Here is an 18,486-nt window from a genome sequence, read left to right as displayed (position 1 = left end):
CAAGGCCACCCAGCCAGTCTGATTTTGCACCCAAGGAAGATTGCTGGCATTTTGTTAACAATTGATCATCGGCTTTTGTGCTGAGTATGATAACACTCAAAGCTCGGCAGAACTTGGGATTCGCCCCGTAACAGCATGTTATCAATCACAACACGGCTAGCGGGGCGCGTGCGGCCGTTTGCTTATCCGAAGTGATGCAGGGTCTGCATGATTTAGTGCGGCTTCATTGAGAACAAAAATTAGAAGGAATTGAATTTATGGCTGTTGGATTGGTTCTTGGAGGCGGCGCGCCTAACCTGCCGCTGATGTCAGGTGCGCTGTTAGCGCTGGACGAAGCTGGCGTTGAGTTTGATGTGATTTCGACGACTGGCGCGGGAATGCTCATTGGCTTGATGTACGCGGCGCCCAAACACGGCACCCGTGAAGAGACGCTAAAAGCCACTCGAGAAATGGGTGTGCATGACGCGATCTATGATAAGTTTCCGGTAAATTATAAGATTTTTCACAAATCAGGCCCGATGGCTGAGGCCTATACGAAATTCCATCAGACATGGTTGTCACAGATGCCGCGCGAGAACGAAGCGCAGCGCTTTATGTCAGACATTACGCAGTTCTGGATGGCCGCTCTGTGCCCCAGTGACATGTCACAAAAACAAACAGGCCTGTGTCAGCCGCCCCCGTGGATCGATCTGGTTGTCGACTTTGACAAGCTCAAGGGTTTTGAAGGCGAATTCTTGATGTCTGCCTATTGCATTGAGGACGCGGAAGAAGTTGCCTTCTCCAAAGAAGAGATCACCTCGGATCATTTCAAAGCGGCCCTGGCGATGCCGCTGATTTATTCACCCTATAAGATGGACGGCAAAACCTATCTGGAAGGGTCTGCGTTTGATACTTTGGCCTTTGATCCTGGCCACGTAATGAGCCGCAACCTGGTTGATACGGTCATTTACTTTGACATTCTGGGCCAGCGCAAACTGATCCAGGAACCGACATCTGTCTATGATGCGTGGGTGCATTCGATCATCAACCCATTGACGCGTATCGCTGAAATGGACTCCGCGAATTATGAACGTACCGAAAAGGAAGTTGATGGCATCAAAGTCCTGCGTATGCCGTTCAGCGAGCATATTACCGAAGAGCAATGGCCTAAGGTACTTGATTGGTCCTACTCAAATATGTCGACCCTTTTTGACATCGGGTACGAGACCGGCAAGAAATTTGCAGAGGACCACGCAGAAAGGCTTGAAGAAAGCCACAAGAACCGCGCCAAGGAGTTTGTTGATACGTTCAAGAAAATGGGCGTCTACGAAAAGTTCATGGATATCGTCAACGGTCCAACAGCCTTGGACACAGGTTGGTCGGATAAGTTCGACTTTGAAAAGGCTTTCAAGGATCTGACTCCAAAGGAAAACATGAAGCTGTTCACGGCATTTGTCATGGCTGGAAAGATGTTTGAAGAGCCCGAAAACCCGGATGGAAAATGGGCAAAACCGAAGCAATCAAAAAAGTGAAGGATGCATAATTTGCACCTGCGTCACGTTCTGGGCACCGCGCAATTTGTGCGGTGCCGTCTCGATATTTCTACTGTCCGGGGACAATTGCGTCAGAGGTTGTTCCTGTTAAAATTCACCTAAAGATACGCCCGTCAATATCGAGGACACAAAAATGGATTGCCTGAACTGCCGCGCGGTCAATCGCGACGATCGACGCTTCTGTCGAAGCTGCGGAACTGCTTTGTCGATCGTTTGCACCGGTTGCGGATTTACAAACGAAGCAGATGATACTTTTTGTGGCGGCTGTGGGCAGTCAGTCTCTGCGGGCGCGGCTCCAGCACCGGAGGCACCTCCGGCGCAGGCGCGGGATCTGCCTGCTCAGTTGCCGCAAGGGGCATTTCTAGGAGACCGCAGACAGCTTACAGTTATGTTTTGCGATCTAGTAGGCTCGACGTCCATTTCCGAACAGGTTGACCCCGAAGAGATGGCGCGTTTACTCACGGAATACCGCGACGCCTGTTCCGAAGTGGTCGAGCGTTTCGGCGGGTTCATCGGCAACTTCATGGGCGACGGTCTGCTGATCTACTTTGGCTATCCTCTGGCCAATGAAGATGACCCGCAGCGCGCAATTCGGGCCAGCCTCAGCATCATCGCTGCCGTCGAGGCATTGAACAATGAACGCTCAGCACCTGTTGCTTGGCTGACCGTCCGGATTGGCATCAACACTGGGTTGGTGGTGACCGCAGATATCGGATCAGGCGAGCAACGAGAGAAAATGGCGATTGTTGGAGATACGCCCAACATCGCGGCTCGACTTCAGAGTCTGGCCGAACCCGGCACGGTTTTGATTGGCAACAAGACTCACCGTTTGGTTGAAGGCCTTTTTGTCTGTGATCCACTGGGACCAAGGGAACTCAAAGGGTTTTCCGTCCCCATGGACGTCTACCGTGTGCTCCAAAGTACCGACGCAAGAAGCCGCTTTGAGGTAACGCTGCAGCGCGGTTTGACACCGATCGCTGGCCGAACCGAAGAGATCGGCCTGTTGGTGAGTCGCTGGCAACAAGCTAAGGCCAAAGAGGGTCAGTTGGTGCTTATCTCGGGCGAACCCGGCGTAGGCAAATCCCGTGTTGTAGAGGCCCTTCAATCGTTTGTCGCCGAAGACGGTGGCCCGATGGTCAATCTTGTCTGCTCTAGTTACCGCAAAGACACGCCGTTTTATCCAGTCATCGATTTTCTGGAAAGAGCGCTCGGGGCCCAGATCAGCAGCAAGCCTGAGAAGGTACTCGATAATCTAGATGTGTTTCTTTCTGATCTGGGCTTAGGGACCGATTCAAACGCGTCTCTCATTGCCTCTATGCTGAGCCTGCCCACAGCAGGGCGGTATCAGACTGTGTCGATGACACTGGAAGATCAAAAGAAAAGCATCCTGAAAACTCTGGTCACAATCGCCAAAGCGCTTTCCGCGCAGGCACCGCTTTTGATCGTGGTGGAAGACCTGCAATGGGCGGACCATTCCACGCGGGAATTCCTTGATCTGTTGGTTGATGAGGTCAGGACCCGGCCCGTTCTTCTTGTTTCTGCGTTCCGCGCTGATTTTGAACCGCCTTGGTCACGCGATCCCAATGTGACAATTCTCAGGCTCAGACGCCTGAGCCGCCCCGAAAGCATTGACCTCATTGATGGCGTGACCCGAGGCCGTGCGCTTCCTGCTGAGGTCCGTGACCACATTCTGGATAAAACGGACGGTATCCCGCTCTTTATTGAGGAACTGACCAAACTGGTTCTTGAAATGGACCTATTGGAGTTGCGTGATGACAAGTATGTATTGACCGGACCACTCCGCGCCACGGCCATTCCCGACTCCTTGCAGGATTCCTTGACGGCGCGCCTGGATCATCTCGCGGCATCAAAAGAGGTCGCTCAACTGGCGTCGGTTGTCGGTAGAACCTTCGGCCATACGCTGCTTCTGGCCGTGTCTCAGATGAGTGAGAAAGTGCTCGATGTAGCGCTGACACGCTTGGTTGTCGCCGAGTTGCTTTACCGCCGGGGCCTGGCGCCTGATGTGGTGTATGAATTCAAGCACGCGCTGGTACGTGATGCCGCATATCAAGGACTGTTGCGGAGTAAGCGCCTGCAATTGCACGAAGAAATCGCAGGGATCGTCGAAGACAAGTTCCCACAAATGGCTGAGCGGAGCCCGGAATTGCTGGCCTATCATTACCGTGAAGCTGGCGATGTTGAAAAGGCCATTCCCTATTTCTTCAAAGCGGGGGATGAGGCCGCTGGCCGGTATGCCTCCGCTGAGGCGTCAGCGCATTACCAATCTGCGCGCGACATGGCAAAAGCGATGGGCGACCCTGAGAAATCTGCACGCTGCCAGATCAAGGCCATTCTGAAACTCGCCAACGTCGCCTTCACCCGTGATCAACTAGAGAACAACCTAGGCAATCTGGATCAAGCGAATGAGCTGGCAGAAAAGATTGGGCACCGGGTTCGCCTGTGCCAAATCCGCTATTGGATTGGCCGGACATACTATGTGATGGGACGCTTCAAGCTGGCCACGGATTATGCGCGCATGGCGCTCGATATTGCGGATACGCTAGGGGGCGATGACAGGATAAAGACAGGCCCGGTCAATTTGCTGGCGCGTGTGCATTGCCTGTTGGGTGAACCGGTTGATGCGATTAGCTACGCAACACGCAGCGTCAAGCAGATGCACGAGGCGGGCGACAGCTTGGAAGAAGCGGCCGTATCTGGCGTGCTGGCCTTTGCCCACGCGCAACACGGCGAACACGCCGAGGCACTGGCGGCTGCAAACCACGGTGTGGAGCTGGCCGAGCAAGTCGGCCATTTGCCGACAACAGCGGCCTGTTTCATGTTCCGCGGTGTGGTCAATGGATGGTTTGGCAAATTGGCGGATGCTGACCTTGATTTTGAACAGGGGCTTTATGTTTGCGAAAAATCTGGCGATGTTTTCCGCAAGTACTTGACCTTGGGGTGGCAAGGCGAAGCGCGTCTGATCGCCGGAGACATCCAAGCCGCACGCAACAGTCTTGAGCAATGTCTGACCCTTGGAAATGGGTTGGGAACGGTGTTTCACCGCGGTGCTTTTGAGGCGTTCCTTGCAAAGGCGATGCTGGAACAAGGCGATGTGGACGCAGCCTTAACAACAAGCGAAGCAGCGGTTGCGACCGCGACCCAATCTAGTGAAACATGGCCGCTCTCGATTGCGTTGCGGATAGAAGCCGAAATTCAGTTAGGGCTCGCGAAACCCGACCTGAAACGCGCGCAACAATCGATCGAAACCGCGATCAAAATTCAACAAAAACGCCAATGTGGATGTGATCTGGCCTGGTCGCATCTGATACAGGGTCACGTTTTGGCAGCCGAAGGCGAGCTTGAAGCCGCAGATGCGCTGTATGCAAAGACGGTTCTTAGGTTCAACGGTTTTGGGATCGAGCGCGGTGCCAAACTGGCCGAGGAAGCGCGTGCATCGCTGGGGCTTCATAAATAAAGTTGATGGTGCGAGCGCATGACGCTTTGTTCTGGCATTCGCGTGTTCCGGGCTAAACTGTTCTGGTGACCGACGACGTTTCCCAAGTTTACCCAAAAGGAGCATACGGCAGCGTATGTAGTTTCGAAGCCGACGATTGTTTGCCGCGATAGATCCCAGATGCCACTAGGCACCACACACTCGATAGCGGAACTTGCAGCCCTCGTATCATGACCGCCAAAGCGCGTTTCGTTCGTGCTGTGCGATGCTGTGAGATAGTCCCGAAAACTGCGCGATGAGGTGTTTTTCCAGCCGGCGTACCGCAGGCGTCGCTTGCTGGCCGTTACGTGTCAGCAGCCCAAGATCACGCGCAGGGTGTTTGATCCGGATCGACAGCGGATGTAGTTTTTTCGTATGCCTTTGCATGAACACCACTGAATGGGGCAAGATGGTGATGGCTTGTGACCCCTCTAGAACATTGAGGATTGAAGTCAGCGATCCGCCGGAGAAACTAACCTTAATATCGCTGATCCCAATCTCGTCTAAAACCCGGCGTAAATCAGCGTGCAAGGGGCTGTCCGCAGGTGGTGCGATCCAGGGGTAGGGCGCAATATCATCAAGTATCAGGGATTTTTTGCGCGCAAGTGGATGGGCTGAACTGCATGCAATCACATTTCGGCCGGGCAGCAGTTTTCGAAAACTAAAACCTTCGGGAACCTGATCTGTGGTGACAGGGCAGATTGCGATATCAATCTGATCGAGGCTCAATTCATTCAAAAGTGCGTCAAGATATCCATAGGATTGATCGACCCGCAAATCAGGAAATTCTGCCTGAAAGCTCGCAATGGTCTGGGAAATCACACCGTCCATGAACACGGGCGATCCAGCGACCCGCAAAATGCCCGCTTGGCCCTTTGAATGGCTAAGCGCCGTTCTTCCCGCAGCCTCAGACGCCGACGCAATGACACGACCCTCAACCGCTAGAGCTCGGCCAAGAGCCGTGGGTTGCAAGGGACGTTTGCCCTTTTCAAAAAGCGGCGCGCCGATCCGTGCCTCTAATAGGGCCAGCGACCGCGAGAGACTTGGTTGGGACTTGCCCAGCCGTGCAGCGCCTTCGGTTAAACCGCCCGCGTCGACGATGGCAGTTAGGATTTGGAGGTGTCTTGGATCAATTAGCATAACAATAGGTTATATTATGAGCTGAAATCTCAATCAACATGGCAAATAACTTTGATACCCTTCAATTGAGGGAGAAGAAGGTCTGCTTTCACCAGATAGCGCCTTTCAACCGCGGCATGATTAAGCACGTGGCACTCCTGTCGGTTTAAACCCTAGGGGGACGCTTGATGGCAGATATCACAATTGACGTATTGATCATTGGAACCGGGCCAGCCGGGTCTGCATCCGCTGCTCTTTTATCGACTTACGGCATCGAGAATATGGTCCTCAACCGCTACCGCTGGCTCGCCAATACGCCGCGCGCGCATATTACCAATCAACGCACCATGGAGGTGCTGCGCGACCTCGGCCGTGACGTCGAAGGCGAAGCCTATCTTCATGCCACAGAGCAAGAGTTGATGGGCGAAAACGTCTTTTGTGAAAGCCTCGCGGGCGAAGAGATCGGGCGCATGAAAAGCTGGGGCACGCATCCGCTGTCAAAGGCCGAACATATCATGAGCAGCCCGACGCTGATGAATGATTTGCCCCAAACCTTTATGGAGCCCATTTTGTTCAAGACGGCATGCAGCCGTGGCACACAGGCGCGGATGAGCACGGAATACAAATCTCACGTGCAAGACAACAGTGGGGTCACGACAACCTGTCTGGACCGCCTGACAGGCAAAGAAGTAACAATCCGCTCTAAATACCTGATTGGGGCCGATGGCGGCAATTCTCTGGTTGCAGAGCATGAAAACCTACCGATTGAAGGCAAGATGGCTGTTGGCGGCTCGATGAATATTCTGTTTCGGGCAGACCTTTCCAAATACGTCGCACACCGGCCAAGCGTGCTCTACTGGGTGATGCAACCTGGCGCGAATGTCGGTGGCATTGGCATGGGTTTGGTGCGGATGATCCGGCCTTGGAACGAATGGCTAATCGTTTGGGGCTACGACATAAATCAACCCGCCCCTGAGGTTGACGAAAAGATGGCCACAGATGTGGCGCGCCAATTGGTTGGCGATCCAGAGCTTGAGATTGAATTGATCAGCGCCAATACTTGGACTGTAAATGACGCCTATGCGACCCAGCTGTCCAAGGGGCGCGTCTTTATCATGGGGGACGCAGCGCACCGCCATCCGCCGTCGAATGGGCTTGGGTCAAACACATCTATTCAGGATGCCTTCAACCTATGTTGGAAGCTGGCGTCGGTGCTAAAAGGGCAGGCGGGTGAGGGGTTGCTTGAAAGCTACGATCTTGAGCGCGCGCCCATCGCCAAACAAATAGTCACCCGCGCCAATCAGTCCATCAGTGAATTTGGGCCGATTTTTGAAGCGCTCGGCATGACTGGCGGCAGCGACATTGCGACCATCAAGGCCAATATGGATGCGCGCTGCGGAACTGGGCCTGAGGCTGAGACGCAGCGTGCCGCCCTAAATGCCGCGATTGCGTTCAAGAAATACGAATTTGATGCCCATGGCGTTGAAATGAACCAGCGGTACCGCTCGGACGCCATTGTTACGGATCGCCAGATTGAACCCGATTTCGCCCTAGATTCCGATTTGCACTATCAGCCCACCACGTGGCCAGGCGCGCGCATTCCCCATTCTTGGATCTTTGATGCCCAAGGTGGAAAACACTCAACACTGGATCTGTCGGGTAATGGCAAGTTCACATTGCTGACTGGTCTTGGGGGGGAAGCGTGGTGTGACGCAGCAAAGGCCGTTGGAGTAGAACTGGGCCTTGAAATTGTCTGCCATCTGATTGGTCCACGCCAAGAGTTTGTTGACCACACAGGCGATTGGGCGCGCGCGCGCGACGTCAGCGATTCAGGCTGCATTCTGGTTCGGCCAGACCAACATGTGTGTTGGCGCCATGACACCGTTGTGGCGGATCCAGCAGCTGAATTGGCGCGCGCACTCAAAACTATTCTGGCGCTTTAGGGGAATTGTGATGGGCGACAGACCCCAAGGGTATTTCACCGAAGAAAATTCCACAGATGTGGTTACATCGCAGATTGCGGACACCACTGAGCCGCGACTGGCTGAGGTGATGGGGGCGATCACGCGCCACCTCCATGCCGCAGTGAAAGAAATCGAACCAACCCAAGAAGAGTGGCTTCAAGCAATCAAATTCCTGACGAAGACGGGCCATAAATCCGACGATTGGCGGCAGGAGTTCATTCTGTTGTCCGATATCATGGGCGTGTCGATGCTCGTCGATGCCATCAACAACCGCAAACCGTCAGGCGCATCAGAAAGTACGGTTCTGGGTCCATTTCATGTCCCCGATGTTCCTCAATCGCCGATGGGGGCCAACATCTGTCTGGATGGCAAAGGTCATCCGATGCTGATCAAGGGGCGGATTTTGGACATTGAGGGCGCACCTATCGACGGCTGCAAAATCGACGTTTGGCAAACCAATGATGATGGATTCTATGACGTTCAACAAAAAGGCATTCAACCAGACTTCAACTTGCGAGGTGTCTTTCAAACGGGTGCCGACGGTGTTTATCACTTCTGGGGCGCTAAACCGCGGTTCTATCCGATCCCTGATGATGGTCCGGTTGGGCAGTTGCTAGGCGCGCTTGGCAGGCATCCATTCCGGCCTGCGCATTTGCATTACATCCTAGAGGCTCAAGGGTTTGAAACGCTGGTCACTCATATTTTTGACCCCGATGATGAATACATCCACTCAGATGCCGTGTTCGGCGTGAAAGAGAGCTTGCTTGCGAAATTTGATCTGATCAAAGATCCAAAGCGGATCGCTGCAGAACAGGCAGACGGGCCGTTCTACGAAGTCATCCATGATTTTGTATTGGCGGATACGGCTTGAAACGTTTTTGCAGAGCTCAGGCCTGCGCCATCAATTTGACGATGTGCTGGGAGGTGTTGAGCAGTGCGGTTTCGACCTTTGGGCGTATCGCCTCGAACCGGGTTGTCGGCACCGGGACGGAGATTGCATGAACGTCTCCTGCATAATCGCGAAAGGCAAAACCGATCGCCGAGATGCCCGGTGTGTGCTGGTCCAGATCAAACGCCAATCCGATGTCACGGACCAAGCCAAGGGTGCCCATGAACCGAACCAAATCGCCCTCCATCCCGCGGCGATCCCATTCGTCTTTTATCAGCTGTTCGGCCTTTGCGGGTTCCAGCATCGCCAAGCAGGCCTTTCCATTCGCCGTTGTTGTCAGCGGAAAAACTTCACCCACAGAAGACACCGTGCGCAGCCTATGCGTGCCCGGCACCTGGTCAAGAAAGATCATTCCAGCGCCGCGCATCACAGACAGATCCGCCGTCTCTCCGGTGTCTTGGGTCAATTCCATAAGCAACAGCCGACAGGTTTCGACAATATTGTAACGGGTTGCTTCAGCCAGCGCAGAAACTTCAGGACCGAGCCGAAATCCGCGGCCACTGGGGTCCGCGATGACCAATCGCTCGGCCTGCAGCGCGCCGACGATTCTTTGTACCGTCGAGCGCGGCAGCGCCACGATGTCGGAAATCTGTCCAAGGCTCAGCCCCGATTGATCAAGCTTGAGCGCGCGCAAGACATCAGCCGCACGCGCAATCACCTGAATGCCGGATCGGTTCGATTTGTCCAAAGTATCAGCCATTTAACAGGTACCTTTGTCTTGGATAGATGGGGGCCTTTGATCCATAAAACCACATATGCCAGTGTATCGCAATGTGGGTCACATAAATCGCATTGCGGTTTTTCATTGACGCAACACCAAATGACATGCCCCACTACAGGCAACAACAGACATTTGGGAGGAACGCGACATGGTTGAAATCCGTGGGATCGAATTTCAGGGCAACTTGGACAATGACATGGGGCTGGAGTTTGTGAACCTCAGCCATAGGTTTGGATATCAATGTCCAAACTGGCCCTATTTCGACGACGTTGCCATCGAACGAAAGCACTACATGGCCAAGTCTGGCGTATTAAGCCAGACGATCACCACGACCATGCACGTGACCACACACATCGATGCCCCAGCGCATGTTGTGCAAGGCACACCCTTCATTGACGAGGTGCCATTGCCGCATTTCTTTGGGTCGGGGCTTGTTGTCTCAATTCCTAAGAAGAAGTGGGAAAAAATTACTGGCGAGGATCTTGAGAAAGCCTGTGGTCACGCGATCCGTAAGGGTGATGTTCTGATCATCAACACCGGTTGGCACAAGCAATATGAAGACGGTGACTATTTCGCCTATTGCCCTGGCCTCGTGCCGTCGGCGGCGCATTGGATGGTCGAAAAAGGCGTGAAGGTTGTCGGCCATGACACGCAAGCCAACGACCACCCGTTGGCAACGGCGATCGGACCACAACGTAACGGGCCGATCATGCCACATCTTGAAAAAGAGTATCTGGAATGGTCTGGCGGCGTGCCGTGGGACGTTGATTTCCCTGAGTGGGAGCCAGTTCATAACATCCTATTCTCAAACGGTATCTTGGGTATCGAAAACGTTGGTGGGGACTTGGATTCCGTCACGGGTAAGCGGGTTACTTTCGCATTTTTCCCATGGAATTGGGACCGCGGCGATGGCTGCATCATCCGCCTGGTTGCGATGAGTGACAAGAAGCAGGCCTACCGGATTGAACCCGGAGAGGCGTTCTGATGCATCTCAAGCGCTTTGCCCAAGCAGACACCTATGATGCCCCAAACCATTGGGGTGTCACAGGATTGCGGTTGCAGGGCTTCGAAGATGGTGGTCCCGAAAATCAGTGGGTGGGGTTCAGTCAATTCCTGCCCGGTGGTGGTGCCGGTCCCGATAGCACTCCATTCGAGAAAGTTTATGTCGTTCTTGAAGGCGAGATGTCGGTGGAGGTTGATGGCGTTGAAACGGTCTTGGGACCGATGGACAGCTGCACAATTCCGCCCGGAGAAGAGCGCCGAATTGAGAACAAAACCAATCACATTTGCAAAATGCTTGTCGTGATCCCCTATCCGGGCGGAAAGCGGCCGGAGGTAACACCATGAGCAGTCTTGATAATCCGATGGCCATGTTTGATGTCGCTGGAAAAGTGGCGCTGATTACGGGTGCGTCAGGGGCCTTTGGCGCGGTTGCGGCACGGTGCTTGTCTGGTGCCGGATGCAAAGTTGTTTTGGCGGCGGGGAATGCCGATACCATGGCCGAGGTTGCCGCCACCTGCAAAGGTCAGACGCACCAAATCAACGCACGCCCCTCAGATGAGGCAGCTTGTGACGCAATGGTCGCGGATGCCGTCGCGGCCTTTGGCTCTATTGATATTCTGGTTGTGGCCTCTGGCATGAACAAAGTGGCGAAGATCGACGACATGGCCCCAGAGACATTCGAAGGGGTGATGGACGCCAATGTCACCCAAAGCTGGCTGATCGCCCGCGCCGTGACCAAACAAATGAAAAGCCAAGGTGGCGGAGGGAAGATCGTCTTGGTTTCCTCGGCACGTGGGCTTTTGGGTCATCCGGCAGGCTACACTGCTTATTGTGCGTCCAAGGCAGCCGTAGATGGCTTAACCAAAGCACTGGGCTGCGAATTGGGACCGTCGGGCATCACCGTGAATGCCATTGCGCCGACCGTTTTCCGCTCTCCGCTGACCGCATGGATGTTTGAGGAAACCGAGGAGGCAACAGCCGTCCGCAACGGATTTTTGGCGCGCGTCCCCAAGGGGCGGCTAGGGGAGCCAGAAGATTTGGCTGGGCCGCTGTTATTCTTGGCATCCAAAGCATCTGATTTCTACACCGGCCATATTCTATATGCCGATGGCGGATACACCGCAGGATGAGCAGCCAGCGTCCCATCGCAGTGATTGGTGCAGGCCTCATGGGCCACGGCATTGCATTGACGTTTGCGCGTGCCGGTCACCAGGTAAACCTGACTGATCCGACCAAAGACGTGCTTGCCACGGCCAAGGCGCGCATCACGCAAAGCCTCGAATTGCTCGGCGCGCAATCTAGCGAGATCGAGCAAAGCGTTGCACGGATTGCCCTGTTTTCCGATTTGCCGGACGCGGTAACAGATGCTTCCGTTGTTTTTGAGGCCGCGCCAGAAAAGCTTGAGCTCAAGCAGAGCATTTTTTCGCAACTCGAAGAACACGCGCCCGCAGATGCCATTTTGGCGTCAAATACATCGGTCATCCAAATCAGCAAGATCATGGGCAACCTCAAGACGCGCCACCGTGCGCTTGGTACGCATTGGTGGAACCCGCCTCATATGATCCCGCTGGTTGAGGTCGTCAAAACTCAGTGGACTGACCCGGATACAGCGCAGCAGATGCATGATCTGCTAGGGCAGGCGGGCAAGACCCCTGTGATGGTTGAAAAGGATGTTCCGGGTTTCATAGGCAACCGCTTGCAACATGCGCTCTGGCGCGAAGCAATCAGCCTAGTTGAAAACGGTATTTGCTCGGCGCAAGCCGTCGATGATGTGGTCAAAGCCAGTTTTGGCCGACGGTTGGCTGTTCTTGGCCCGCTTGAAAACGCCGACTTGGTTGGGCTTGAGCTGACGCAGGACATTCACAAACAGGTCTTGTTCGATCTGGAAACCAGCCCCGAACCTTCACCGCACCTTCAAGAGCTTTTGAACGAGGGGCGCACCGGCATGGCTGCGGGGCGCGGCCTGCGGGAATGGAAAGAGGGTGACTTAGACGCGACCAAAGCACGGGTTGCTGATCACTTGAGAAAACTTGAAACAATTTTGCCAAAATAGGCACATCAAAGCCCGAAAATACGGGCATTTCTGGGAGGAAAAACATGAAACGCAAATCCACACTTATGATGCCAACCCGGCGCACGTTTTTGGCCGGTACTGCGGCAACCGTTGCAGCGCCCGCCATCCTGACCGGCACGCGCGCTTATGCTCAGAGTAAGACGTTGAAGCTTGGCTTCGTGAGCCCAAAGACCGGCCCGCTCGCAGGTTTCGCTGAGGCCGATGATTACATCATCGAAAACATCAAAAAGACCTTTGCGGGTGGCCTGCAAAACAACGGATCTGACTGGAACGTCGAGATCCACTACCGCGACAGCCAATCCAACCCCAACCGCGCAGCCGAGGTTGCCGCCGATCTGATCTTGGGCGAAGAAGTCGACATCATGTTGGCCGCAGCAACCCCTGACACGACCAACCCGGTCGCCGATCAGTGCGAAATCAACGAGGTGCCCTGCATCACCACCGATGCGCCGTGGCAGCCTTATTTCTTTGGCCGTGGTGGCAACCCTGCTGAAGGGTTCCAAAGCACGTACCACTTTTTCTGGGGTCTTGAGGACGTAATTGGCGTCTTCCTCGACATGTGGGGCCAAAGCGGTGTGGCCAAGAAAGTCGGTGGTCTGTTTCCAAACGATGCAGATGGCAACGCTTGGGGCGATGCCAAACTGGGTCTGCCGTCGGCATTGGGTGCTGCGGGCTATGAGCTGATCGATCCGGGCCGCTACCAACCTTTATCAGATGATTTCTCGAACCAGATTGCGGCGTTCCGTGATGCAGGTTGCGAGATCGTGACAGGCGTTATGATCCCGCCAGACTTCGCAACATTCTGGGCGCAGGCCGCACAGCAAGGGTTCAACCCCAAGGTCGCGACAATCGGCAAAGCCATTTTGTTCCCGTCGGTTGTAGAAAGCCTTGGAGAGCGCGGCGACGGGCTAACTTCAGAAGTGTGGTGGTCGCCGAACCATCCGTTCAACTCATCATTGACGCAGGCTTCTGCAAAGGATCTCGCGGACGGGTACACCGCCGCCACGGGTCGTCCATGGACCCAGCCAATCGGGTTCAAACATGCGCTGTTTGAAGTGGCCGCAGATGTCATCAGCCGTGCGGAGGACCTTGAGGATCCACAAGCGATCACGGCTGCGATTGCTGCGACTAATCTCGATACGATTGTGGGCAATGTGAACTGGTCTAACGGGCCAGTTCCCAATGTCACAAAGACACCTCTGGTTGGCGGGCAATGGCAGCGTGACGGCGACACCCTGGACCTCAAGATCGTGGCGAATGCTCAGCAGCCCGACATTCCTTTGACGGGTGAGTTGAAGCTGTTGAACTAATCAACACGGTGCTGCACCCATGTTTTATTGGGTGCAGCCTGCGTTTCCGTGAGGTCTTATGACACCAATTCTGCAACTCGAAGGCCTGTCCAAAAGCTTTGGTGCGATCACCGTCGCTGATGGGTTAAGCTATGATCTCGCTCCTGGTGAGGCGCTTGGCATTATCGGCCCCAATGGGGCTGGCAAGACGACGATGTTTAACCTCATCACGGGCACGCTGCCCTCAGACAGTGGGCGTATCATTTTTCAGGGAGAGGATTTCACCCGGCATTCAGCAGCAAAGCGGTGCCGCGCTGGAATGGCACGTAGTTTTCAGGTGCCACAGCCATTTTCGGGCCTCAGCGTATTTGAGAATGCGATGATCGCCGCGACCCAAGCCGCAGGCCTAAAGGGGCGGGCAGCCGAAGAAAAATGCCTTGCCGTGTTGGATCAAACTGGCCTCTTGAGCAAAGCGAACAAAAGGGCTGGCAGCTTGACGCTGTTGGACCGCAAACGGTTGGAATTGACCCGCGCGCTCTGTGCCAACCCAAAACTGCTGATGTTGGACGAAATCGCAGGTGGGCTGACCGAGGCGGAATGTGTGAGCCTGATCCAGACGATAAAAGACATTCATGCATCGGGTGTTTCGATCATTTGGATCGAACATGTGGTGCACGCACTTTTGGCCGTAGTTGACCGCCTGATAGTGATCGATTTTGGTGAGAAGATCGCCGAGGGAGACCCGGCAATGATCATGGCAAGCCCAGAGGTTCAGGAAATCTATCTGGGGATTGAAATCGATGCTTGATCCGATTTTGAACATTCGTGCGTTGAATTCCTACTATGGTGATTTTCAGGCGCTCTATGATGTGGATATCACGCTGGCAGAAGGTGAAGTGCTGGCCATCATCGGGGCCAATGGTGCCGGGAAAACGACGCTGATGCGCTCAATCTCAGGGTTGATGCGCAATGAGGCGGAACAAATTACCTACCGAAATAAATCTATTGGTGCGCTACGGGCTGATGAAGTGGCCACGTTCGGGATTGCGTTGGTGCCAGAGGGGCGACAGCTTTTCCCGTCATTATCAGTCGAAGAGAACCTCTTGATTGGCGGACGCATGAGGCGCAAAGGGCCTTGGTCGCTGAATGAGGTGTTCAACCTGTTTCCAGTCCTCAAAGAACGCCGCGCCGCACCTTCCACCGCGCTCTCAGGCGGGCAACAACAAATGGTTGCGATCGGACGGGCACTCATGGCGAACCCCGATCTCATTTTGTTTGACGAGATCAGCCTTGGCTTGGCACCGGTGATCATCAAATCGATTTACGAAGCCTTGCCGGGCATTGTTGGCACCGGAATGTCCGCGATGATTGTTGAGCAAGACATCAGCAAAGCCTTGTCTGTGTCTGATCGTCTCTATTGCCTTCAAGAGGGGCGCATTGCCCTTGAGGGCGCGTCTAATAGTGTCAGCCGCGAGCAAATCAGCGCTGCCTACTTTGGGGTGGTATAATGGATTGGGTAAACGCATTCGTCCAAGGCACGTTGCTGGGCGGTTTATATGCATTATTTGCTGCTGGGTTGTCGCTCATTTTTGGGATCATGCGGCTGGTGAATATCGCGCATGGTGATCTGATCGTATTGGCATCGTATTTGGGATTGGTTGTAGTGACGGCGACGGGCATGCACCCGCTGCTTGCCCTGATTGTCGCCTTGCCGGTGATGGCGCTGCTCGGCTACGTGCTACAACGCGGCATTCTGAACCAAACGCTTGGTGACGATCTGCTGCCGCCGTTGTTAGTCACATTCGGGCTGTCCGTGATCATCCAGAACGCTTTGCTCCAAGGATTTACCGCCGATCCGCAAAAGATGAACGCAGGCAGCATTGAAACCGCCAGCGTCGCGGTGGGCGGTTTGCAATTAGGCGTGTTGCCGTTGCTGACGCTTGCCACTGCCGTTGTCGTGATCGCTGGCTTGCAATGGATGTTTTACAACACCGCGTTGGGGCGTGCTTTTCGTGCCGTTTCCGACAATCAGGAAATTGCGCAATTGATGGGCCTGAACCGGCGGCATATCTTTGGCCTCGCCATGGGGTTGGCGCTGGCGGTGACGGCCATTGCCGGCATCTTTTTGGGCATCAGAACCAGTTTTGACCCCTCCGCAGGTGCGGGCAGGCTGATATTTGGGTTTGAGGCCGTGATCATCGGCGGGCTTGGAAACCTTTGGGGAACTCTGGCGGGTGGCATTATCCTTGGTGTGGCCCAGACACTCGGGGCCAAGATCGACCCCGGGTATCAGATCCTCGCCGGTCATGTCGCGTTCTTGATTGTATTGGCAGTACGGCCGCAAGGCCTTTTCCCGAGGGTGAGCGGATGAGAGTTACTCGGACGTCTACAGCGGCACGCGCCGCCGCGGTGATAGGGCTAATCTGCCTGATTGGCCTGGCCGCAGCACCATATTGGGCGGGCCGCGCTGACATGCGGCTTCTCAGCGAAATATTCCTTTATCTGGCGCTTGCCAGCTTGTGGAACCTTATGGCGGGTTACGCAGGGCTCGTGTCCGTGGGGCAGCAGGCCTTTGTCGGATTTGGCGGATATATGCTTTTTGCCCTGACCATCTTTGCAGGTCTGTCCCCCATTGTTGCCATCGCCGGGGCTGCGGTGCTGGGCGGCCTGATCGCTGTCCCTGTCGCGGTGTTGATTTTTCGCCTGCGCGGCGCCTATTTCGCGATTGGCACATGGGTCATGGCCGAAGTATTTCGCCTGTCCTTTGCACAGATATCGGCCTTGGGAGGCGGCTCAGGGTCTTCGCTTCCGGTAGGGATTGTACGGTCCATGGCCGATGGCCGCGCCGCGCGCGAAGCCCTAACTTATTGGTTAGCCCTTGGTATTGTCGTTGTGGTGATTGCTGCGGTCTACCTATTTTTGCGGTCGCGCCAAGGCCTTGCCCTGACGGCGATTCGCGACAATGAGCTGGCGGCGGGATCGCTGGGCATCGACATTTGGCGCACCAAGTTCGTGGTGTATATTGTGACCGCCGCATTGACCTCGATGGTTGGCGCACTGATCTTTTTGCAAAAACTGCGGATATCACCGGACGCTGCATTTTCAGTCAATGATTGGACTGCATTCGTCATCTTTATCGTTGTGATCGGCGGCATCGGAACCCTGGAAGGGCCAATCATTGGCACGCTGGTGTTCTTTGCTTTGCGCGAAACACTTGCCGATCTTGGATCGGTCTATTTGGTGGTATTGGGCGTTGTTGCGATTGTGATCATGCTCAAGGCGCCCAAGGGCATCTGGGGCCTGATCCGCGCCCGTTTCGATCTTGAGCTTTTCCCCCTCAGTTACCGCGTTCGATTTGAGAACGACGACACAGGAGCCCAGTAATGGCCAAACAGCAGAAAACCATCATCACCTGCGCTGTAACAGGTGCAATTCACACGCCCACAATGTCAGATGCGTTGCCCTACACCTATGATGATATCGCGCGCCAGGCGATTGACGCCGCCGAAGCAGGGGCCTCGATCTTGCATCTTCATGCGCGCGACAATGAGACGGGTGCACCTTCCGTGAACCCCGATGATTTCGCTCCATTTCTGCCTCGGATCAAACAAGCCACCGATGCTGTTGTGAACATCTCGACAGGTGGGTCACTGACCCTGTCGATCCAGGACCGGATTACGCCTGCCAAGACTTTCAGCCCAGAAATGTGTTCGATGAACATGGGATCGATGAACTTTTCGTTTCATCCTCTGGCGGGTCGACACAAAGACTGGAAATTTGATTGGGAGGAGGACTATGTCGCGGGTTCAGACGGCAATATTTTTCGCAACACCTTCCGCGACATCAAGGAGGCCGCGGAAACCTTGGCCCCTCATGACATCAAATTCGAACATGAATGTTATGATGTAGGGCATTTGTATAATCTGAAATTTTGCATGGATATCGGGCTGTTCAAGGCACCGATATTTATCCAGTTCATTTTTGGCATTCTAGGTGGCATTGGTCCTGAAATTGACAACCTGATCTTTATGAAGCGCACTGCGGACCGGCTGTTTGGCGAAGACTACCGGTGGTCGGTGTTGGGGGCAGGTGGTGCGCAAATGGGTTTGGCGACAACGGCATCCCAAATGGGGGGCAACGTCCGGGTCGGGCTTGAAGACAGCCTGCTGATAAGGCGAGGGCAGTTGGCCGAAAGCAACGCGCAGCAAGTCGCAAAGATCAGACGCATCGTTGAGGATTTAGGTTGTGCGGTCGCAACTCCCGACGAGGCCCGAGAGATCCTCGACCTTAAGGGCGGAGATCGGGTGAATTTCTGACAAATGCTCTGTGGATCAGCGTCTTTT

General features: G+C 54.6%; 16 protein-coding genes. 14 read left to right on the top strand and 2 right to left on the bottom strand.

The window, feature by feature from the left end; all coding sequences use genetic code 11:
* The first annotated feature begins 257 nt into the window (after nt 1–257).
* Together C1J03_RS12335 and C1J03_RS12330 are read left to right on the top strand one after the other, a co-directional pair.
* A complete protein-coding gene (locus C1J03_RS12335; protein WP_114886865.1) occupies nt 258–1,511 on the top strand; it encodes a patatin-like phospholipase family protein in 1,254 nt (417 codons plus the stop codon).
* 154 nt (nt 1,512–1,665) lie between these two features.
* Nucleotides 1,666–5,007 (top strand): adenylate/guanylate cyclase domain-containing protein, encoded by a 3,342-nt coding sequence (locus C1J03_RS12330; RefSeq protein ID WP_114886864.1) that lies wholly within the window; start codon nt 1,666–1,668, stop codon nt 5,005–5,007.
* A 207-nt stretch (nt 5,008–5,214) separates the two neighbouring features.
* Here the strand turns inward: C1J03_RS12330 and C1J03_RS12325 are convergent, their stop codons facing one another.
* Nucleotides 5,215–6,165 (bottom strand): LysR family transcriptional regulator, encoded by a 951-nt coding sequence (locus C1J03_RS12325; RefSeq protein ID WP_114886863.1) that lies wholly within the window; start codon nt 6,163–6,165, stop codon nt 5,215–5,217.
* Between the two features lie 167 nt (nt 6,166–6,332).
* Here C1J03_RS12325 and C1J03_RS12320 point away from each other — a divergent pair, with 167 nt between their 5' ends.
* Nucleotides 6,333–8,087, top strand: coding sequence for an FAD-dependent oxidoreductase (locus C1J03_RS12320; protein ID WP_114886862.1), 1,755 nt, complete (start codon nt 6,333–6,335; stop codon nt 8,085–8,087).
* A 10-nt stretch (nt 8,088–8,097) separates the two neighbouring features.
* On the top strand, nt 8,098–8,979 hold the full coding sequence (locus C1J03_RS12315; protein ID WP_114886861.1) for an intradiol ring-cleavage dioxygenase: 882 nt from the start codon (nt 8,098–8,100) through the stop codon (nt 8,977–8,979).
* A gap of 16 nt (nt 8,980–8,995) precedes the next feature.
* On the opposite strand, the gene C1J03_RS12310 is transcribed toward C1J03_RS12315, so the two are convergent.
* Nucleotides 8,996–9,757 carry an IclR family transcriptional regulator gene (locus C1J03_RS12310; RefSeq protein ID WP_114886860.1) on the bottom strand — a complete coding sequence of 254 codons (762 nt, stop codon included), beginning with the start codon at nt 9,755–9,757 and terminating at the stop codon, nt 8,996–8,998.
* Between the two features lie 169 nt (nt 9,758–9,926).
* Here C1J03_RS12310 and C1J03_RS12305 point away from each other — a divergent pair, with 169 nt between their 5' ends.
* Genes C1J03_RS12305 through C1J03_RS12260 form a run of 10 tightly spaced genes read left to right on the top strand, consistent with a single transcriptional unit; the run spans nt 9,927 to nt 18,459 of the window.
* Nucleotides 9,927–10,763 (top strand): cyclase family protein, encoded by an 837-nt coding sequence (locus C1J03_RS12305; RefSeq protein ID WP_162798528.1) that lies wholly within the window; start codon nt 9,927–9,929, stop codon nt 10,761–10,763.
* Complete coding sequence (locus C1J03_RS12300) at nt 10,763–11,125, top strand: cupin domain-containing protein (protein WP_114886859.1); 363 nt, start codon at nt 10,763–10,765, stop codon at nt 11,123–11,125. The genes C1J03_RS12305 and C1J03_RS12300 overlap by 1 nt, the downstream gene beginning before the upstream one ends.
* Nucleotides 11,122–11,910, top strand: coding sequence for an SDR family NAD(P)-dependent oxidoreductase (locus C1J03_RS12295; protein WP_114886858.1), 789 nt, complete (start codon nt 11,122–11,124; stop codon nt 11,908–11,910). Before C1J03_RS12300 ends, C1J03_RS12295 begins: the two co-directional genes overlap by 4 nt.
* Nucleotides 11,907–12,833 (top strand): 3-hydroxyacyl-CoA dehydrogenase family protein, encoded by a 927-nt coding sequence (locus C1J03_RS12290; protein ID WP_114886857.1) that lies wholly within the window; start codon nt 11,907–11,909, stop codon nt 12,831–12,833. The genes C1J03_RS12295 and C1J03_RS12290 overlap by 4 nt, the downstream gene beginning before the upstream one ends.
* Before the next feature lie 44 nt (nt 12,834–12,877).
* Nucleotides 12,878–14,164 (top strand): ABC transporter substrate-binding protein, encoded by a 1,287-nt coding sequence (locus tag C1J03_RS12285; protein ID WP_254694033.1) that lies wholly within the window; start codon nt 12,878–12,880, stop codon nt 14,162–14,164.
* 58 nt (nt 14,165–14,222) lie between these two features.
* Nucleotides 14,223–14,951, top strand: a complete 729-nt coding sequence (locus C1J03_RS12280) for an ABC transporter ATP-binding protein (protein ID WP_114886856.1) — start codon at nt 14,223–14,225, stop codon at nt 14,949–14,951.
* On the top strand, nt 14,944–15,651 hold the full coding sequence (locus C1J03_RS12275) for an ABC transporter ATP-binding protein (protein WP_114886855.1): 708 nt from the start codon (nt 14,944–14,946) through the stop codon (nt 15,649–15,651). The genes C1J03_RS12280 and C1J03_RS12275 overlap by 8 nt, the downstream gene beginning before the upstream one ends.
* Nucleotides 15,651–16,514 carry a branched-chain amino acid ABC transporter permease gene (locus tag C1J03_RS12270; protein WP_114886854.1) on the top strand — a complete coding sequence of 288 codons (864 nt, stop codon included), beginning with the start codon at nt 15,651–15,653 and terminating at the stop codon, nt 16,512–16,514. The genes C1J03_RS12275 and C1J03_RS12270 overlap by 1 nt, the downstream gene beginning before the upstream one ends.
* The gene (locus C1J03_RS12265; RefSeq protein ID WP_114886853.1) at nt 16,511–17,527 is read left to right on the top strand and encodes a branched-chain amino acid ABC transporter permease; all 1,017 of its coding nucleotides are present in this window, start codon (nt 16,511–16,513) and stop codon (nt 17,525–17,527) included. Before C1J03_RS12270 ends, C1J03_RS12265 begins: the two co-directional genes overlap by 4 nt.
* The gene (locus C1J03_RS12260) at nt 17,527–18,459 is read left to right on the top strand and encodes a 3-keto-5-aminohexanoate cleavage protein (RefSeq protein ID WP_114886852.1); all 933 of its coding nucleotides are present in this window, start codon (nt 17,527–17,529) and stop codon (nt 18,457–18,459) included. The genes C1J03_RS12265 and C1J03_RS12260 overlap by 1 nt, the downstream gene beginning before the upstream one ends.
* Nucleotides 18,460–18,486 lie beyond the last annotated feature (27 nt).

The organism is Sulfitobacter sp. SK012 (assembly GCF_003352085.1).
Classification (GTDB): domain Bacteria; phylum Pseudomonadota; class Alphaproteobacteria; order Rhodobacterales; family Rhodobacteraceae; genus Sulfitobacter.
The sequence above is the reverse complement of the archived record's forward strand: the minus strand, read 5'-3'. Positions and strand labels throughout refer to the sequence as shown.

Bases quoted from the DNA above. Each gene is read 5' to 3' on its own strand.
- C1J03_RS12335 (WP_114886865.1), top strand. From the start codon at position 258: ATGGCTGTTGGATTGGTTCTTGGAGGCGGCGCGCCTAACCTGCCGCTG.
- C1J03_RS12330 (WP_114886864.1), top strand. From the start codon at position 1,666: ATGGATTGCCTGAACTGCCGCGCGGTCAATCGCGACGATCGACGCTTC.
- C1J03_RS12325 (WP_114886863.1), bottom strand. From the start codon at position 6,165: ATGCTAATTGATCCAAGACACCTCCAAATCCTAACTGCCATCGTCGAC.
- C1J03_RS12320 (WP_114886862.1), top strand. From the start codon at position 6,333: ATGGCAGATATCACAATTGACGTATTGATCATTGGAACCGGGCCAGCC.
- C1J03_RS12315 (WP_114886861.1), top strand. From the start codon at position 8,098: ATGGGCGACAGACCCCAAGGGTATTTCACCGAAGAAAATTCCACAGAT.
- C1J03_RS12310 (WP_114886860.1), bottom strand. From the start codon at position 9,757: ATGGCTGATACTTTGGACAAATCGAACCGATCCGGCATTCAGGTGATT.
- C1J03_RS12305 (WP_162798528.1), top strand. From the start codon at position 9,927: ATGGTTGAAATCCGTGGGATCGAATTTCAGGGCAACTTGGACAATGAC.
- C1J03_RS12300 (WP_114886859.1), top strand. From the start codon at position 10,763: ATGCATCTCAAGCGCTTTGCCCAAGCAGACACCTATGATGCCCCAAAC.
- C1J03_RS12295 (WP_114886858.1), top strand. From the start codon at position 11,122: ATGAGCAGTCTTGATAATCCGATGGCCATGTTTGATGTCGCTGGAAAA.
- C1J03_RS12290 (WP_114886857.1), top strand. From the start codon at position 11,907: ATGAGCAGCCAGCGTCCCATCGCAGTGATTGGTGCAGGCCTCATGGGC.
- C1J03_RS12285 (WP_254694033.1), top strand. From the start codon at position 12,878: ATGAAACGCAAATCCACACTTATGATGCCAACCCGGCGCACGTTTTTG.
- C1J03_RS12280 (WP_114886856.1), top strand. From the start codon at position 14,223: ATGACACCAATTCTGCAACTCGAAGGCCTGTCCAAAAGCTTTGGTGCG.
- C1J03_RS12275 (WP_114886855.1), top strand. From the start codon at position 14,944: ATGCTTGATCCGATTTTGAACATTCGTGCGTTGAATTCCTACTATGGT.
- C1J03_RS12270 (WP_114886854.1), top strand. From the start codon at position 15,651: ATGGATTGGGTAAACGCATTCGTCCAAGGCACGTTGCTGGGCGGTTTA.
- C1J03_RS12265 (WP_114886853.1), top strand. From the start codon at position 16,511: ATGAGAGTTACTCGGACGTCTACAGCGGCACGCGCCGCCGCGGTGATA.
- C1J03_RS12260 (WP_114886852.1), top strand. From the start codon at position 17,527: ATGGCCAAACAGCAGAAAACCATCATCACCTGCGCTGTAACAGGTGCA.